Origin of the sequence: Cellulomonas sp. HD19AZ1 (assembly GCF_004535805.1) — a bacterium.
GTDB lineage: Bacteria > Actinomycetota > Actinomycetes > Actinomycetales > Cellulomonadaceae > Cellulomonas > Cellulomonas iranensis.
Genome location: NZ_SPHX01000006.1, coordinates 66635 through 80940, shown reverse-complemented (window position 1 = coordinate 80940; position 14306 = coordinate 66635). Strand labels below are relative to the sequence as shown.

Here is a 14306-nt window from a genome sequence, read left to right as displayed (position 1 = left end):
TCGTCGGAGGGCGTCGCGGTGTCGGGGCGTCACAGCATGCAGCTGACGCAGCCCTCGACCTCGGTGCCCTCGAGCGCCATCTGCCGCAGGCGGATGTAGTAGATGGTCTTGATGCCCTTCTTCCACGCGTAGATCTGCGCGCGGTTGAGGTCACGCGTCGTCGCGGTGTCCTTGAAGAAGAGCGTGAGCGACAGGCCCTGGTCGACGTGCTGCGTCGCCTCGGCGTACGTGTCGATGATCTTCTCGAAGCCGATCTCGTACGCGTCCTGGTAGTACTCCAGGTTGTCGTTCGTCATGAAGGGCGCCGGGTAGTAGACGCGCCCGATCTTGCCCTCCTTGCGGATCTCGATCTTCGACGCGATCGGGTGGATCGAGCTCGTCGAGTGGTTGATGTACGAGATCGAGCCGGTCGGCGGGACCGCCTGCAGGTTCTGGTTGTACAGGCCGTGCTCGGCCACCAGGGCGGCCAGCTCGCGCCAGTCGTCCTGCGTGGGGATGTGCACGCCCGCGTCGGCGAACAGCGCGGCGACGCGCTCGGTGCGCGGCTTCCACTCCTTCTCGACGTACTTCGTGAAGTACTCGCCCGTCGCGTACGTCGAGCGCTCGAAGCCGTAGAACGACGCCTTGCGCTCCTGCGCGAGCAGGTTCGACGCACGGATCGCGTGGTACGCGACCGTGTAGAAGTACATGTTCGTGAAGTCGAGGCCCTCGTCGGAGCCGTAGAAGATCCGCTCGCGCGCCAGGTACCCGTGCAGGTTCATCTGCCCCAGGCCGATCGCGTGCCCGCCGGCGTTGGCCTTCTTGATCGACGGCACCGACTCGATGCTCGTCTGGTCGGAGACGGCCGTCAGGGCGCGGATCGCGGTCTCGACGGTCTTGCCCAGGTCGGGCGAGTCCATCGACAGCGCGATGTTCATCGACCCGAGGTTGCAGGAGATGTCGCGGCCGACCTCGGCGTACGACAGGTCCTCGTTGAACGTCGACGGCGTCGAGACCTGCAGGATCTCCGAGCACAGGTTCGAGTGCGTGATCTTGCCCTCGATCGGGTTGGCCCGGTTCACCGTGTCCTCGAACATGACGTACGGGTACCCGGACTCGAACTGGATCTCGGCGAGGGTCTGGAAGAACTCGCGCGCGCTGATCTTCGTCTTGCGGATGCGCTTGTCGTCGACCATCTCGTAGTACTTCTCGGTGACGTTCACGTCGGCGAACGGCACACCGTAGACGCGCTCGACGTCGTACGGCGAGAAGAGGTACATCGGCTCGTTCTTCTTGGCGAGCTCGAACGTGATGTCGGGGATGACCACGCCCAGCGACAGCGTCTTGATGCGGATCTTCTCGTCCGCGTTCTCGCGCTTGGTGTCGAGGAACCGGTAGATGTCCGGGTGGTGCGCGTGCAGGTACACGGCGCCGGCGCCCTGGCGCGCGCCGAGCTGGTTGGCGTAGCTGAACGAGTCCTCGAGGAGCTTCATGACGGGGATGACGCCCGAGCTCTGGTTCTCGATGTGCTTGATGGGCGCGCCGTGCTCGCGGATGTTCGACAGCAGCAGGGCCACTCCGCCGCCGCGCTTCGACAGCTGCAGCGCCGAGTTGATGCCGCGCGCGATGGACTCCATGTTGTCCTCGATGCGCAGCAGGAAGCAGGACACGGGCTCGCCGCGCTGCGCCTTGCCGAGGTTGAGGAACGTGGGCGTCGCGGGCTGGAAGCGCCCCGACACGATCTCGTCGACCAGGCTCATGGCGAAGTCCTGGTCGCCCTCGGCGAGCGCGAGCGCGACCATGCACACGCGGTCCTCGAAGCGCTCCAGGTACCGCTTGCCGTCGAACGTCTTGAGCGTGTACGACGTGTAGTACTTGAACGCGCCCAGGAACGTCTGGAACCGGAACTTCTTGGTGTACGCGTACTGGAACAGCGACTTGATGAACGCACGGTCGTACTGCGCGAGCACCGCCGGGTCGTAGTACTTGTTCTCGACGAGGTAGTCGAGCTTCTCGTCGAGGTCGTGGAAGAACACCGTGTTCTGGTTCACGTGCTGCAGGAAGTACTCGCGCGCGGCCTGCCGGTCGGCGTCGAACTGGATCTTCCCGTCGGCGTCGTACAGGTTGAGCATCGCGTTCAGGGCGTGGTAGTCCAGCCCCGTCAGCTCTACGCGGGTATCTGCGACCGTCGCTGCCAAAACTGCCCCAATCCCTCACGCACGCGCGTGACGTCCTCGTTGGTTCCCATGAGCTCGAAGCGGTACAGCAGCGGTACGCGGCACTTGAGCGCCACGATGTCGCCCGCGATGCAGTACGCCTCGTTGAAGTTCGTGTTCCCCGCGGCGATGACGCCGCGGACGTGCGACCGGTTGGTCTCGTCGTTGAGGAACCGGATGACCTGCTTGGGCACCGCGCCGCCCTCGTTGCCGCCGCCGTAGGTCGGCAGCACGAGCACGTACGGCTCGGTCACGTGCAGGGGCTCGTCGGTCGCGCGCAGCGGGATGCGCTGCGCCGGCAGGCCGAGCTTCTGGACGAACCGGTGGGTGTTGCCCGAGACCGAGGAGAAGTAGACGAGGCCAGCCATGGTCGACCCCTCCCTCTCGTGTCGCGTGCCGCACCGGACCCCGGGCATGCCGAGGCCCGGCCACGGGTGCCGGGTGCAGACCGACCGGCACCCGTGGATGCCGGCCGGCCTGTGTTCTCGAGTGCCCGCCGGGTCGGAGCGGTCGGTGCCGGCGCCGACCCGGGGCGTCTGCGGGGCGGGACGCGGCCCGCCCGTGGGTCAGGCGACCTGCGTCGCCAGCTTCTCGGCCAGGGCCTTGATGCGGTCGGGGCGGTAGCCCGACCAGTTCTCACCGCCGGCGACGACGACCGGCGCCTGCAGGTGGCCGAGCGACATGACGTAGTCGCGCGCGTCGGCGTCCTCGGAGATGTCGACCACGGTGTAGTCGTGGCCGAGCTTGTCGAGGGCGCGGTACGTCGCCGTGCACTGCACGCAGGCCGGCTTGCTGTACACCGTGATGGTCATTCGTCTGCTCCCCCGAGCTCGTGGTTCGTGTATCCCCTGGACGGCCGAGACACCCGGGGGCGGGTGCCGTCGAGGCACCCGAGCAAGTCGGGGCGAGCCGTCCGGGAAGACACTACACCTGGGGTCTGACAACGCAACCCACCACTAGGTGTTGTGTTACAGGTGTGTCGTTCTTCACCCTGGGGACCCGCCCGTCCCCCGCCTGTGGACGGCTCCGACGGCCCCTGACGTGCAGCGATGCGCGGCCTGGGCGGTGCCCGGAGCCGTCGCCCACACGTCCGTGCACAGGGCGCGCCGCGCCGTCCCCACCCCCGTCCACAGGGCCCGCGCCCGGGTTGTCCGCATCCTCGGGCGCGCGGCACCCGACCTGGACGCACGGAGCGTTGCGGAGCCGGTCGCCCTGTGCCAGACATCGGACATGGGGGCGCGCGGGGGCGACGTGACGGTCGTCGCGCCCCCGGGCGCGACCCTCGGGGCGGCCGTGAGCGCCGCGCTGAGCGAGCGCGGCTGGCACGTGCACGACGTCCGGGTGGCCCGCGCCACCCGCGAGCTGCTGCGCACGGGCGTGGTGCTGCTGCTCGAGGACGACACCGGGCGCCCCACCGTCCACGTCCCGCCGCGCCTCGCGCTGCACGCGTGCGTCGTCGTCGCGTCGGCGCGGTCCGCGCACGAGCTGCGCGACCTGCTGCGCCGCGGGGCCGGCGTGCTCGACCAGGACGTCCCCCTGCTCGTGCTCGTGCCGGCGATCGAACGTCGCCTGGGACCCCCGCCCCACGCACCGCCCGCCGCGCTCGTCGACGCCGCACTGGCGCGGCGGCAGGCCGAGGCGGTCGGCCTCGCGCGCCTGACCGCCACCGAGCGGGCCGTGCTCACGCTCCTCGTCGCCGGCGTCGGGCCGGACCGGATCGGCGCGCTGCGGCACCTGTCGATGAACACGGTCCGCAGCCACATCCGCGCGATCCTCGGCAAGCTCGGCGCACGCTCGCAGCTCGAGGCGGTCGCCGTCGCGCACCGGTCGGCGCGGGACGTCGCCGGGACCGCACCCGACTTCACCGACCCGGACCTCACCAATCCTGGTGAGGCCGCGGCGCGCCGCGGTGGCCCACAGTGAGAGGGACCGGACGTTCCGGCCACCGCCCGCGGCGACAACGCCCGGGCCTCACGAGGGGGCGCACCATGAGACAGACATCCAGCGACACGCTCACGACGCTGCTCGACACCACCGTGGTCGGGCAGCCCTGGCAGCCGCACCTGACGCTCGGCGCGGGCGTCGACGCCGTCACGGGCCAGCTGCGCGCGACCGCGGTCAAGCCGTTCACCGTCACCCCGAGCCCGTCGCTGCAGCCCGAGTACGAGTACTCGTTCGTGCAGTCCGAGAGCGACGTGCAGAGCCTCATCAGCGCCTCGCTCAAGGCGTCGTACAACCTCGAGGGCGTCACGGTGTCCGGCAGCACGTCGTACCTCGAGGAGATCGCGGTGTCCGACCTCGCCGTGACGCTCGTCGCGCGGGTCGCCGTGCAGGAGAGCCGCTACGCGCTCGCACCGTCCTACGAGCTCGCGCTCACGCCGGGCGAGGACTTCCGGACGAAGTACGGCGACTACTTCGTCGCCGGCTACCGCGGTGGCTCGTCGCTGTACGTCGTCTACCAGTGCCGGTTCACCAGCAGCGAGCAGCGCACCAAGTTCTCGGCCTCGCTCGCGGCCGACGTCCCGCAGGTGCTGAGCGCCGAGGGCAGCTCGAGCTTCGAGCGGATCGCCAAGGAGAGCAGCGCGAGCGTGAGCGTCCGGATCCGCGCGCAGGGCGTCTCGAGCGTCATCCCCGACCCGCCCGCGTCCGGCTGGACGGCCGCGTCGGTCGTGTCGGTGCTCGTGCCGTGGTTCAACTCCTCGCTCGCGTACGAACCGCTCGAGAGCTACCTCATGGCCTATCGCCTGATCGACCCGTCGCTGTCGGGCGAGGTGCCCGTCAGCCCCGACGTGTTCGCGCAGCTCGGGTACCTGTACGGCCGGTTCTGGCTCGCGCGCGCGTACGTGCGGACGTGCCCCGACTTCGGCCGCAGGCCGGTCGAGGACACCTACGCCAAGCTCCAGAAGACCGTCGAGGCCAACCAGGCCTCGCTGGCGACCGACGTGCCGAAGATCGAGGAGCTGACGGCGCAGACGCTCGAGCTGCTCGACTCGCTGCACCAGGTGCAGAACCGGCAGGCGTTCTACTCGCGCGTGATGAGCGCCGCCAAGACCGAGCCGCCCGCCGGGCAGAACTTCGACGCCGACACGGGGCAGGTGCGGTGGGGCTACGGCTTCCAGCAGGGCACCGCGCCCGGCGTCGTCGTCACCGCCGAGTCCGACCGGGTCCGTCAGGACTGGCACATCGGCTGGCGCGAGCACGTGTTCTCGTACCGCAACTCCTCCCGCGTGCTCGTGGGCTGGGACGTCGTGTGCAACTGGTCGGACGGCACCGGCGGCGACTGGCACAAGGTGAGCGACACGATCATCGGCCGCAGCGGCGGGGACGTGTACGTCAAGAGCGACTACGACCGCGGCTACGACTGGTCGATCACCTGGTACTCGGTCGACGCGAGCCAGTACCCGCCCGGCCCCTGGACGGCCACGGGCGTGCACGTGGGCACGGGCGCGCAGGCGCCCGCGCTGCAGGTCCTCGCCGTCGACGACGACCCGGTCGCCTACTGGACGCCCGAGCGGATGGCCGCGGCGGTGCCCGTGGAGCCGACGTTCCCGGCACCGCCGACGCACGAGGGCTCACGGTCGCTGGTCGGCGGCCCGGGCGTGGTCGCGGGCGGCACACCCGGCTCCCAGGGAGACCTGTGGGCGCCGCGGACGCAGCCCGTCGCGCAGCCGCAGGACTTCCCGTACCGCACGGTCGGGCGGCTCTTCTTCCTGCAGGACGGGCAGCCCCGCACCGGCTCGGCCTTCGTCGTGCACACGTCGGGGATCATGACGGCCGCGCACTGCCTGCTGATGGACGGCCACCGGTCCACGCAGATCGTGTTCGTGCCCGCGTACCAGGACGGGCAGGCCCCGTTCGGGGCGTGGGCCGTCGACGCGGTGGGCTGGCCCGACGCGTGGGCGGCGCAGCAGGTGCCCGCGTGGGACGTCGGCGTCGGGCTCGTCCGCGCCGACGGCCAGGGGCGCGGCGTCGGCGACGTCGTGGGCTGGGCCGCCCTGCGGTGGGGCGCCGTCGCGGGGTCGTGGGACGACGTCGGCTACCCGGCGCAGCCGACCCCGCAGTTCCCGTTCGACGGCGCACGACCCTGGTCGTCAGCCGGCGCGCGGGTGCCGTGGCACGCGGTCTCGACGATCGCGAAGGAGGGCGACATGACGGGCGGCGCGAGCGGCAGCCCGTGGTTCGAGCCCGGGACGCCCGTCGTCAACGGCCTGCAGAGCTGGAGCGAGGCACCGGAGGCGCGGACGAACGTCGGGCCCGAGTTCGCCGCGTGGGTCGGCGCCTTCTACCACCGCGCGTTCCCCGCCTGAGAGCCGTCCGTCCCCCAGCGGGCGGGCACGTGCCGGGTGCGCCTCGTCGCGCGCCCGGCACGTGCCGTGCGACGGGCCGTCAGACCGCGGCGAGCGCGCGCCCGACGAGCGCCAGCACGCCGAGGCTCACGGCCGTCCAGGCGAGCATCGAGCCCAGCACGTAGGCGACGTAGCCGAGGCGCTGACGTGCGGTGCCCTCGAAGTACGGGGCGGGCGCCCAGCGCACGGCGTGGACCACGTGGCGCACGCGCGCACGGACGGGGAGGGCGACGGCGGGACGGCGGTAGGTGACGGCGGACACGGGGACGCTCCTACGGGTGACGGCGATGCGGCCGGGGTCTCCGGCCCCACCATCGTCTCACGATGTGGATGGCGGGACGGGGACGAAGGGCCCCGTCGACGCCGTTGACCACGGGCGCCGCCCGCGCGGCTCACGCGATGCGCAGGTGCTCCGCCGGCGGCTCGGGCCGCGCGCCGTCGGGCCGCTGCGCGACGGCCTTCTCCAGCACCGACGTGATCTCCTCACCCACGAGCTCGTGCCGGTCGAGCAGCGCGTCGCGCAGCGCCTCGACGAGGTCCCGGTTGCTCGCGAGCAGCCGCCGCACGGTCGCCCGCGCGCTGTCCAGCACGTCCTCGAGCTGCACGCGCGCCCGCGGGTCGGCGATCACCGCCGAGACCAGGTCCTTGTCCGTCGCCGCGAACGACACGAGCGACCCCGCCATGCCCGCCGCACCGACCATCTGCGCGGCCGTGCGGGTCGCCGCCGCGAGGTCGGAGGCCGGGCCCGTCGTCGTCTGGCCGAAGAACAGCTCCTCGGCGACCCAGCCGCCCATCGCGATCTGCACGAGCGCGCGCAGGTCGCCGCTCGTGTGCGTGTAGACCTCCTCGCAGTCGCCGTGCGCGAGCAGCCCCAGCGCCGAGCCGCGCTTGACGATCGTCAGCACCTCGAGCGTGCGGTTGGGCGCGACGAGCCACGCGGTCACCGCGTGCCCCGCCTCGTGCGTCGCGATGAGCGTCCGCTCGGTCCTCGTGTAGGTCACGGGGTGGCCGATGCCGACGAGCTCGGTGATGCGCGCCTGCTCGACGTCGACGTACCGCATCGCGTCGTCGCCGCGGCGCAGCGCGTTGACCAGCGCCTCGTCGAGCAGGTGCTCGACCATCACGGGCGTCCACCCGCTGGTCGCGGCCGCGAGCCGGTCCCGCGTCGCGGGCTCGTCGAGCTCGGCGTGGTGCGCGCGCCGCGCGAGGAAGTGGTCGACGAGCGCACGCCGCCCGTGCGCGTCCGGCGGGTTGAACGTGAGACGGCGGTCGAACCGGCCCGGGCGCAGCAGCGCCGGGTCGAGGTGGTCGGCGCGGTTGGTCGCGGCGATCAGCAGGATCGGCGCACGCGTGGGGCGCCGCTGCTTGAGCTGCCGGTGCGCGGGCAGCAGCAGGTTCACCGCCGCGACGAGCCGGTTGTACAGCCGGTCGCCGCCCACGGGCTCGTCGAACGACTGCATCTGCACCAGCAGCTCGTTGACGACGCCGCCCGTGCCCTCCGAGATCATCGCGTTGCGCACCACCCCGGCGCCCTGCCCCGCGAGCACCGCGGACGGCGACGGCAGCCCGACGAACGCGGCCGTCGGCTCCGCCGCGAGCAGCCCGCCGCGGCGCAGCGCGATCGCGTCGATCTCCTCGATGAAGCCGATCGCGCCGCCCTCCTTGCGGGCCGCGGTGCGCAGCGCACGGAAGTACGTGCGGATCTTGCGGGCCGTCGCGCCGTAGTACATCGACTGGAAGCTCGTCGCGGACACGAACAGGAACGGCACGCCCGCCTCGGCCGCCATCGCCTTGGCCGTGAGCGTCTTGCCCGTCCCCGGCGGACCCTCGAACAGCAGGCCGCGGCGCGGCGTGCCGCCCATCTGGTCGGCGAACCGCCGGTGCGTCTGGAACAGGTCGATCGAGCGGCGCACGTCGTCGACGATCGGGTCGATGCCGACCACGTCGTCGAGCGTCACGTCGACCTGCTCGGGCCGGTACGTGACGTGCGGCGAGCGCCCCGCCCCCACCTGCGTGCCGACGAGCAGCGCGATGAGGGCGACGAAGAACAGCACGGGCGCGACGACCATCGGGTCGACCGACGGCAGCACCACGAGCGGCCGCCCGGTCACCGCGGCCCACACCACGTACGCCTCGAGCGCGAGCACGACGAGGCACAGGCGGACCACGCGACGACGCCGCACGCGCTCGCGGTCGACCGCGATGTCGTGGCTGGCCAGCGGACGGGCGGGCGCGGGTGCGTCGGTCACGGGCGTCCCCTTCGTCGGGCGACGGCCGCGCGGGCGACCGCCGCGGCCGCGGTGGTCAGCCCATCGTCGTCCGGATTGTCCGAATCGGACAACGGGTGACGCCCGCTGTCACCCGTCCGGCCCAACGTGGCGCACCCGGCCCCCGCTCGCCGAGTGCACCCCGACGCCGTCGAGTGCGCCACGAGCAACGGGTGCGCTCGAGCGCGTGCCGGCGCACTCGGCGGAAGGGCGGGGCGGGGCGGCGGGGCGGGGCGTCGGTGCGGGATGCTGGGGGCGTGCGGATCACGACGCTGGGCGAGCTCGCGGTGGACGGGCGGCCCGTGCGCGGCGAGCGGCTGGGCGCGGTCCTGCGCGAGCTGCTCGACGCCCGGGGCCGCGTCGTGTCCGTCGCCGCGCTCGTCGACGCGGTGTGGCCCGACGCCCCGCCGGCCGACACGACGGGTGCCGTCCAGGCCCTCGTGTCACGGCTGCGGCGCACCGGGCTGCCCGTGCAGGGCACGACCGGGGGGTACCGCCTGCCCCTCGACGACCTCGAGGTCGACACCGCCCGTGCGCACGACCTCGCGGCCGCCGCGGCCGCCGCGCTGGCCGCCGGGCGCCCCGACGACGCGCGGGCCGCCGCCGCGGCGGCCCGCGCGCTGCTGCCCGCCGCGCCCGACCTCGCCGACCCGACCACGGCACGCCTGCTCTCGGAGATCGCGCGCACGGCGGCCGAGGCGGCGCTCGCGGGCGGCGGTCCGCTCGACACCGCCGACCTGCGGCTGCTGGCCGCGCGCGTGCCGCCCGACGAGCCCGCCGCGGCGCTGCTCGTGCGCGTGCTCGCGGCGCAGGGCCGCGACGCCGAGGCGCTCGCGCTGGTCGAGGACCTGCGGACCGAGCTCGCGGACCGGTACGGCGCGGACCCGTCGCCCGTCGTCGTCGCCGCGCACCTCGCGCTGCTGCGGGGCGAGCTGCGGCCCGCACCGGCGGACACGCCCCCGACCACCGCTCCGGGCGGCACGGCGCCGTCGGCGACCGCGGCCCGCGCCGCGACCGGCACGACCGCCCGGGTCGCGTCGCCCGTCGTCCCGCCCCCGGGACCCGACGCCACGACGTCGCCCGCGGCCCCGGGCGGTGCGCCGCACACCGCCGCGCCCCGCGCCGTCACCCTCCCGGCGTCGTGGCGACGCTCCACCACCCCCCTGCTGGGTCGCGACGACGACGTCGCCGCCGTCCGCGCCGCGCTGCGCACCGCGCCGGTCGTCACGCTCGTCGCACCCGGCGGCAGCGGCAAGACGCGGCTGGCCGCCGAGGTCGCGCGCGCCGAGGCCGAGGGCCGCACGGTGCGCGTCGTCGAGCTCGCGGGCCTGCGCGCACCCGACGAGGTGCTGCCCGCCGTGCTGCACGCCGTCGGCGGCGCCGACCTCGCGCCGTCGGGCGTCGAGGTGACCACCGAGCGGCGCGCGCTCGACCCCGTCGACCGGCTGCGCGTCGCGGGCCAGGACCTCGAGGGCCTGCTCGTGCTCGACAACTGCGAGCACGTGCTCGACGCCGCCGCGCAGACCGTGGCCGACCTGCTGCAGGCCGCACCCGACGACGTCACGGTGCTCGCGACGAGCCGGGCGCCGCTGGGCCTCGTGGGCGAGGTCGTGCACCGGATCGACACGCTCGCCGAGGACGACGCCGTCGCGCTGCTGCACGCCCGCGCGCACGCGGCGCGGCCGGGCCTGGCGTGGGACGACGCGGTCGCGCGCGAGCTGTGCCGGCGCCTCGACCACCTGCCGCTCGCGCTCGAGCTCGCGGCGGCGCGCCTGCGGTCGATGCCGGTCGCCGACGTGCTCGCGGGCCTCGACGACCGGTTCGGGCTGCTCGACGACGCGCTGCGCGGCCTGCCCGAACGGCACGCGAGCCTGTGGGCGCTGGTCGACTGGAGCCGCGCGCTGCTGGCCCCCGCCGAGCAGCACCTGCTCGAGAGGGTCGCGGTGCTGCCGGGCCCGTTCGGCGCCGACGCGGCCGCCGCCGTCGCGGGGGTCGACGACGTGCGGCGCGGGCTCGCGGCGCTCGTCGAGCACTCGCTGCTCGCGCTCGACGACCAGGCCGACGGCCCGCGGTACCGCATGCTCGAGACGGTCCGGGAGTACGGCGAGGCACGGCTCGACGCGGTCGGCGGGCGCGCGGACGCCGTGCGCGGCCTCGTCGCCTGGGGCGCGCGGCTCGCGCGCGGGCTGCTGCCCGACCTCGTCGGCCCCGGCCAGGTCGGGGCGCTGCACGCCCTCGCGCGGGACCAGGACCTGCTGGTCGAGGCGCTGCGGCACGCGCTGCGCACCGACGACGAGCCCGCGGCCGTCGAGGTGCTCGCGGCGCTCGGGTGGCTGTGGTCGGTGCGCGGCGCGCACCTCGAGGTCGTCACCTGGGCGGAGCGCGTGCTGCACGTCCACGACCCCGCGGCACGGCTGCGCTCGGGCGCCGTGCGGGGCCACGCCGCCGGGCGCCCGCTCCCGCCGCCGGACGCGACCGCGACGGTCACGGTGCTCGGGGCGCTGACCAGCACGGTCGTCGAGCCGCAGCGCCTGACGGCCGTCGCGCTGCGCGCCGCGACGAGGCTCACCGCAGAGCGCGCCGACGCGCTCTCGCCGCGCATGCGCGCGCTCGTCGGCGTGCTGCCGGCGCTCTTCACGAACCCCGTCCCGCCACGCGGGGCGATCGAGGCGCTCGTCGGCCACGACGACCCGTACGTGCGCGGCATCGGGCTGTTCCTGCGCGGTGCGGTCGACGAGAACGCGGGCGACGGCTGCCGCTCGGACGCCGACGCGCGCGCCGCGTACGCCGCGTTCGAGGAGGCCGGCGACGAGTGGCTCATGGGCACCGCCGCGCAGGGCGTCGGCCAGTGGGCGTCCGACGAGGACGACGAGACCGCGCGCTGGCTCGCGCGCAGCGCCGACCACCTGGAGCGGGTCGGCGCGACGCTCGACGCGCGCTCGTCGCGGCTGCTGCTCGACATCGAGCTCGCGACCACGGGCGACGCCGACGCGCTCGCGCGGCTCGCCGACGCGGCCGGGTCCGAGCAGTCCGAGCCGACCCTCGCGGCGCAGGCGTCGGTGGGGCTCGCGCACGTCGCGTGGGTGGGCGGCCGCGCGGCCGAGGCCGTGGCGCACGCCGAGGCCGCCGTGCGCGCCGCCGTGCCCGAGCTCGTCGCGCCCCCGCAGGCGCGCGCGCTGTTCCGCCTCGCGGCCGTGGTGCTGCACGCGGGAGCCGCGGGCGAGGTCGCCGGGGCGGACGGCGCGGGTGCGGAGGCAGGCGCGGGTGCCGCAGGTGCGCAGACCGGCGGGGGTGCCGGCGCTGCGGCGGGCGACGCCCGCGCGGCGCACCTCGCACGGGCGCGGCTGCTGCTCGCGGAGGCGTTCGACGACGTCGGTGCGACGTCCGACATGCCGGTGCTGGGCACGTTCGGCCTCGCGTGCGCCGAGCTCGCAGCCGCCGACGGCGACCCGGCGACGGCCGTCGAGCTCGTGGCGCTCGGACGGCGGCTCGGCGCGGGCGCGCGGATGCTGCTGCCGCGCGCACCGAGCCCCGCCCTGGCGCGCGCGCTCGGCGACGGCGACGCCGTCGCGGCCCGCGAGCGCGCGCTGGCCGGGACGACGGCGACGGCGACCGCGGCCCGCCTCCGGGAGCTCACGGCCCCCTGGGTGCCGACCGCGGCGCCGCCCGCCGCCGAGCCGCCTCAGACGCGCCGGCGGTAGGCCCGCAGCGCGAGCGGCATGAACACCGCGACCATGGCGACGCACCACGCGAGCGTCCACCACACGTGGTCGCCCAGGGGCGCGCCGAGGAACAGCCCGCGCATCGACTCCACGAGGTGCGTCAACGGGTTGACGTCGACGAACCCCTGCATCCAGCCGGGCAGGTCACCGGTCTGCACGAACACGTTCGACCCGAACGTCAACGGCATGACCAGCAGGAACATGATCCCCTGCACCGAGCCGGACGTGCGGGCCAGCATGCCGACCCACACCGACACCCAGCTGAGCGACAGCGCGAACAGCACCGCGAGCAGGCACCCGGCGGCCGCGTGCCACACGTCGGTCCCGATGCGGAAGCCCATCGCGTACCCGGTCGCGAGGGTCACCACGGCGACGATGACGTACCGCACGACGTCGCCCAGCACGGCACCGATGAGCGGTGCGCTGCGCGGCACCGGCAGCGACTTGAAGCGGTCGAAGATGCCCTTCTCGCGGTCGACGTTGAGGTTCACGCCGATCGCGATGGCGCCCTGCGCGATGGTCTGCGCGAGGATCCCGGGGAGCAGGAACTGCAGGTAGTCGCTCGTGCTGCCGGCCACCGCGTTGCCGAAGATCGTCACGAAGATCAGCAGGAAGATGATCGGTTGCAGCGTGACGTCGATGAGCGCCTCGGGCGTGCGCCACGTCTTGATGAGCGAGCGCTTCGCGAGCGCCGCCGAGTGGCGTACCAGCGCGAACGGCCGGTGGTGGGGCGCCGCGGCGGCGTCGGGGCCGGCGGTGCGGGGAGCGGGCGTCAGGGTCGTGGCGCTCATGCGGCCACCTCCTCGGTGGCCGCGGTGGTGCGGCCGGTCAGCGTGAAGAACACCTCGTCGAGGCTCGGCAGGTGCAGGGACAGCTCGGTGACGGCGACGCCCGCGGCGGCGAGCCGCTCGACCGTCGCCGTGAGCGCGGCGTCGTCCGCGACGGGCACGGCGAGCACGCCCTTGCGGATCTCGTCCGGGCGGGCGCCGGTCGTGACGTGCGCGAGCACCGCGGCGGTGTCGGCGAGCCGCGCGGGGTCCGCGGGCCGCACCTCGAGGGTCTGCCCGCCGACGACGCGCTTGAGCCCGTCGGGGGTGTCGTGCGCGATGACGCGCCCGTGGTCGACGACCGTGATCTCGTCGGCCAGCGCGTCGGCCTCCTCGAGGTACTGCGTCGTGAGCAGCACGGTCGAGCCGTCGGCCACGAGCTGCCGCACGACGTCCCACATGTCCTCGCGCTTCGCGGGGTCGAGGCCCGTCGTGGGCTCGTCGAGGAAGATCACGTCGGGCCGGCCGACGAGCGACGCCGCGAGGTCGAGGCGGCGGCGCATGCCGCCCGAGTACGTCTTGGCGGGACGGTCGGCGGCGTCGGCCAGGTCGAACCACGCGAGCAGCTCGGCGGCGCGGGCGCGGGCGCCGGTGCGCCCCAGGTCGAGCAGCGTGCCGAACAGCACGAGGTTCTGCCGGCCGGTGAGGTCCTCGTCGACGGACGCGTACTGGCCGGTCAGGCCGATGCTGCGTCGCACGCGCGCGGCGTCGCGGACGACGTCGAGCCCGTTGACGCGCGCCGTGCCGGTGTCGGGCGTGAGCAGGGTGGACAGGATGCGCACGGCGGTCGTCTTGCCGGCACCGTTGGGCCCGAGCACGCCGTGCACGGTGCCGCGCGGCACGACGAGGTCGACACCGGCGAGCGCCTGCGTCGACCCGAATCGCTTGGTGAGGCCCTCGGCCTCGATCACCAGGTCTGTGGTCATGGCCCCACCGTGCGCGGGGTCGC

At 74.2% G+C, this 14306-nt stretch carries 10 protein-coding genes; 3 read left to right on the top strand and 7 right to left on the bottom strand.

All coding sequences use genetic code 11. The features are described from left to right. Nucleotides 1-29: 29 nt before the first annotated feature. The 3 genes from nrdE to nrdH all read right to left on the bottom strand — a co-directional run bounded on the left by nrdE (nucleotide 30) and on the right by nrdH (nucleotide 3007). Nucleotides 30-2177, bottom strand: a complete 2148-nt coding sequence (gene nrdE, locus E4A51_RS13655; protein ID WP_134852102.1) for a class 1b ribonucleoside-diphosphate reductase subunit alpha — start codon at nucleotides 2175-2177, stop codon at nucleotides 30-32. Further along, nucleotides 2147-2563: a class Ib ribonucleoside-diphosphate reductase assembly flavoprotein NrdI gene (gene nrdI / locus E4A51_RS13650; RefSeq protein ID WP_046529925.1), complete on the bottom strand. Its 417-nt coding sequence runs from the start codon at nucleotides 2561-2563 to the stop codon at nucleotides 2147-2149. Before nrdI ends, nrdE begins: the two co-directional genes overlap by 31 nt. A gap of 198 nt (nucleotides 2564-2761) precedes the next feature. Continuing rightward, nucleotides 2762-3007: a glutaredoxin-like protein NrdH gene (gene nrdH / locus E4A51_RS13645; protein WP_046529924.1), complete on the bottom strand. Its 246-nt coding sequence runs from the start codon at nucleotides 3005-3007 to the stop codon at nucleotides 2762-2764. A 418-nt stretch (nucleotides 3008-3425) separates the two neighbouring features. On the opposite strand from nrdH, the gene E4A51_RS13640 reads away from it, so the two are divergent. Next, nucleotides 3426-4118: a response regulator transcription factor gene (locus E4A51_RS13640; RefSeq protein WP_070320214.1), complete on the top strand. Its 693-nt coding sequence runs from the start codon at nucleotides 3426-3428 to the stop codon at nucleotides 4116-4118. A 65-nt stretch (nucleotides 4119-4183) separates the two neighbouring features. Continuing rightward, complete coding sequence (locus E4A51_RS13635) at nucleotides 4184-6502, top strand: serine protease (RefSeq protein ID WP_134852101.1); 2319 nt, start codon at nucleotides 4184-4186, stop codon at nucleotides 6500-6502. A gap of 79 nt (nucleotides 6503-6581) precedes the next feature. On the opposite strand, the gene E4A51_RS13630 is transcribed toward E4A51_RS13635, so the two are convergent. Together E4A51_RS13630 and E4A51_RS13625 are read right to left on the bottom strand one after the other, a co-directional pair. Beyond that, nucleotides 6582-6803, bottom strand: coding sequence for a chemotaxis protein CheW (locus E4A51_RS13630; protein WP_134852100.1), 222 nt, complete (start codon nucleotides 6801-6803; stop codon nucleotides 6582-6584). A 130-nt stretch (nucleotides 6804-6933) separates the two neighbouring features. Further along, a complete protein-coding gene (locus tag E4A51_RS13625; protein ID WP_134852099.1) occupies nucleotides 6934-8790 on the bottom strand; it encodes an AAA family ATPase in 1857 nt (618 codons plus the stop codon). A gap of 275 nt (nucleotides 8791-9065) precedes the next feature. On the opposite strand from E4A51_RS13625, the gene E4A51_RS13620 reads away from it, so the two are divergent. Continuing rightward, on the top strand, nucleotides 9066-12509 hold the full coding sequence (locus E4A51_RS13620) for an AAA family ATPase (RefSeq protein WP_167748921.1): 3444 nt from the start codon (nucleotides 9066-9068) through the stop codon (nucleotides 12507-12509). On the opposite strand, the gene E4A51_RS13615 is transcribed toward E4A51_RS13620, so the two are convergent. Together E4A51_RS13615 and E4A51_RS13610 are read right to left on the bottom strand one after the other, a co-directional pair. Further along, nucleotides 12491-13321 (bottom strand): ABC transporter permease, encoded by an 831-nt coding sequence (locus tag E4A51_RS13615; protein WP_070318566.1) that lies wholly within the window; start codon nucleotides 13319-13321, stop codon nucleotides 12491-12493. The genes E4A51_RS13620 and E4A51_RS13615 overlap by 19 nt on opposite strands. Beyond that, nucleotides 13318-14283, bottom strand: coding sequence for an ATP-binding cassette domain-containing protein (locus E4A51_RS13610; protein ID WP_070318565.1), 966 nt, complete (start codon nucleotides 14281-14283; stop codon nucleotides 13318-13320). Before E4A51_RS13610 ends, E4A51_RS13615 begins: the two co-directional genes overlap by 4 nt. Nucleotides 14284-14306: the final 23 nt, after the last annotated feature.

Bases quoted from the DNA above. Each gene is read 5' to 3' on its own strand.
- nrdI (WP_046529925.1), bottom strand. From the start codon at position 2,563: ATGGCTGGCCTCGTCTACTTCTCCTCGGTCTCGGGCAACACCCACCGG.
- nrdH (WP_046529924.1), bottom strand. From the start codon at position 3,007: ATGACCATCACGGTGTACAGCAAGCCGGCCTGCGTGCAGTGCACGGCG.
- E4A51_RS13640 (WP_070320214.1), top strand. From the start codon at position 3,426: ATGGGGGCGCGCGGGGGCGACGTGACGGTCGTCGCGCCCCCGGGCGCG.
- E4A51_RS13635 (WP_134852101.1), top strand. From the start codon at position 4,184: ATGAGACAGACATCCAGCGACACGCTCACGACGCTGCTCGACACCACC.
- E4A51_RS13615 (WP_070318566.1), bottom strand. From the start codon at position 13,321: ATGAGCGCCACGACCCTGACGCCCGCTCCCCGCACCGCCGGCCCCGAC.
- E4A51_RS13610 (WP_070318565.1), bottom strand. From the start codon at position 14,283: ATGACCACAGACCTGGTGATCGAGGCCGAGGGCCTCACCAAGCGATTC.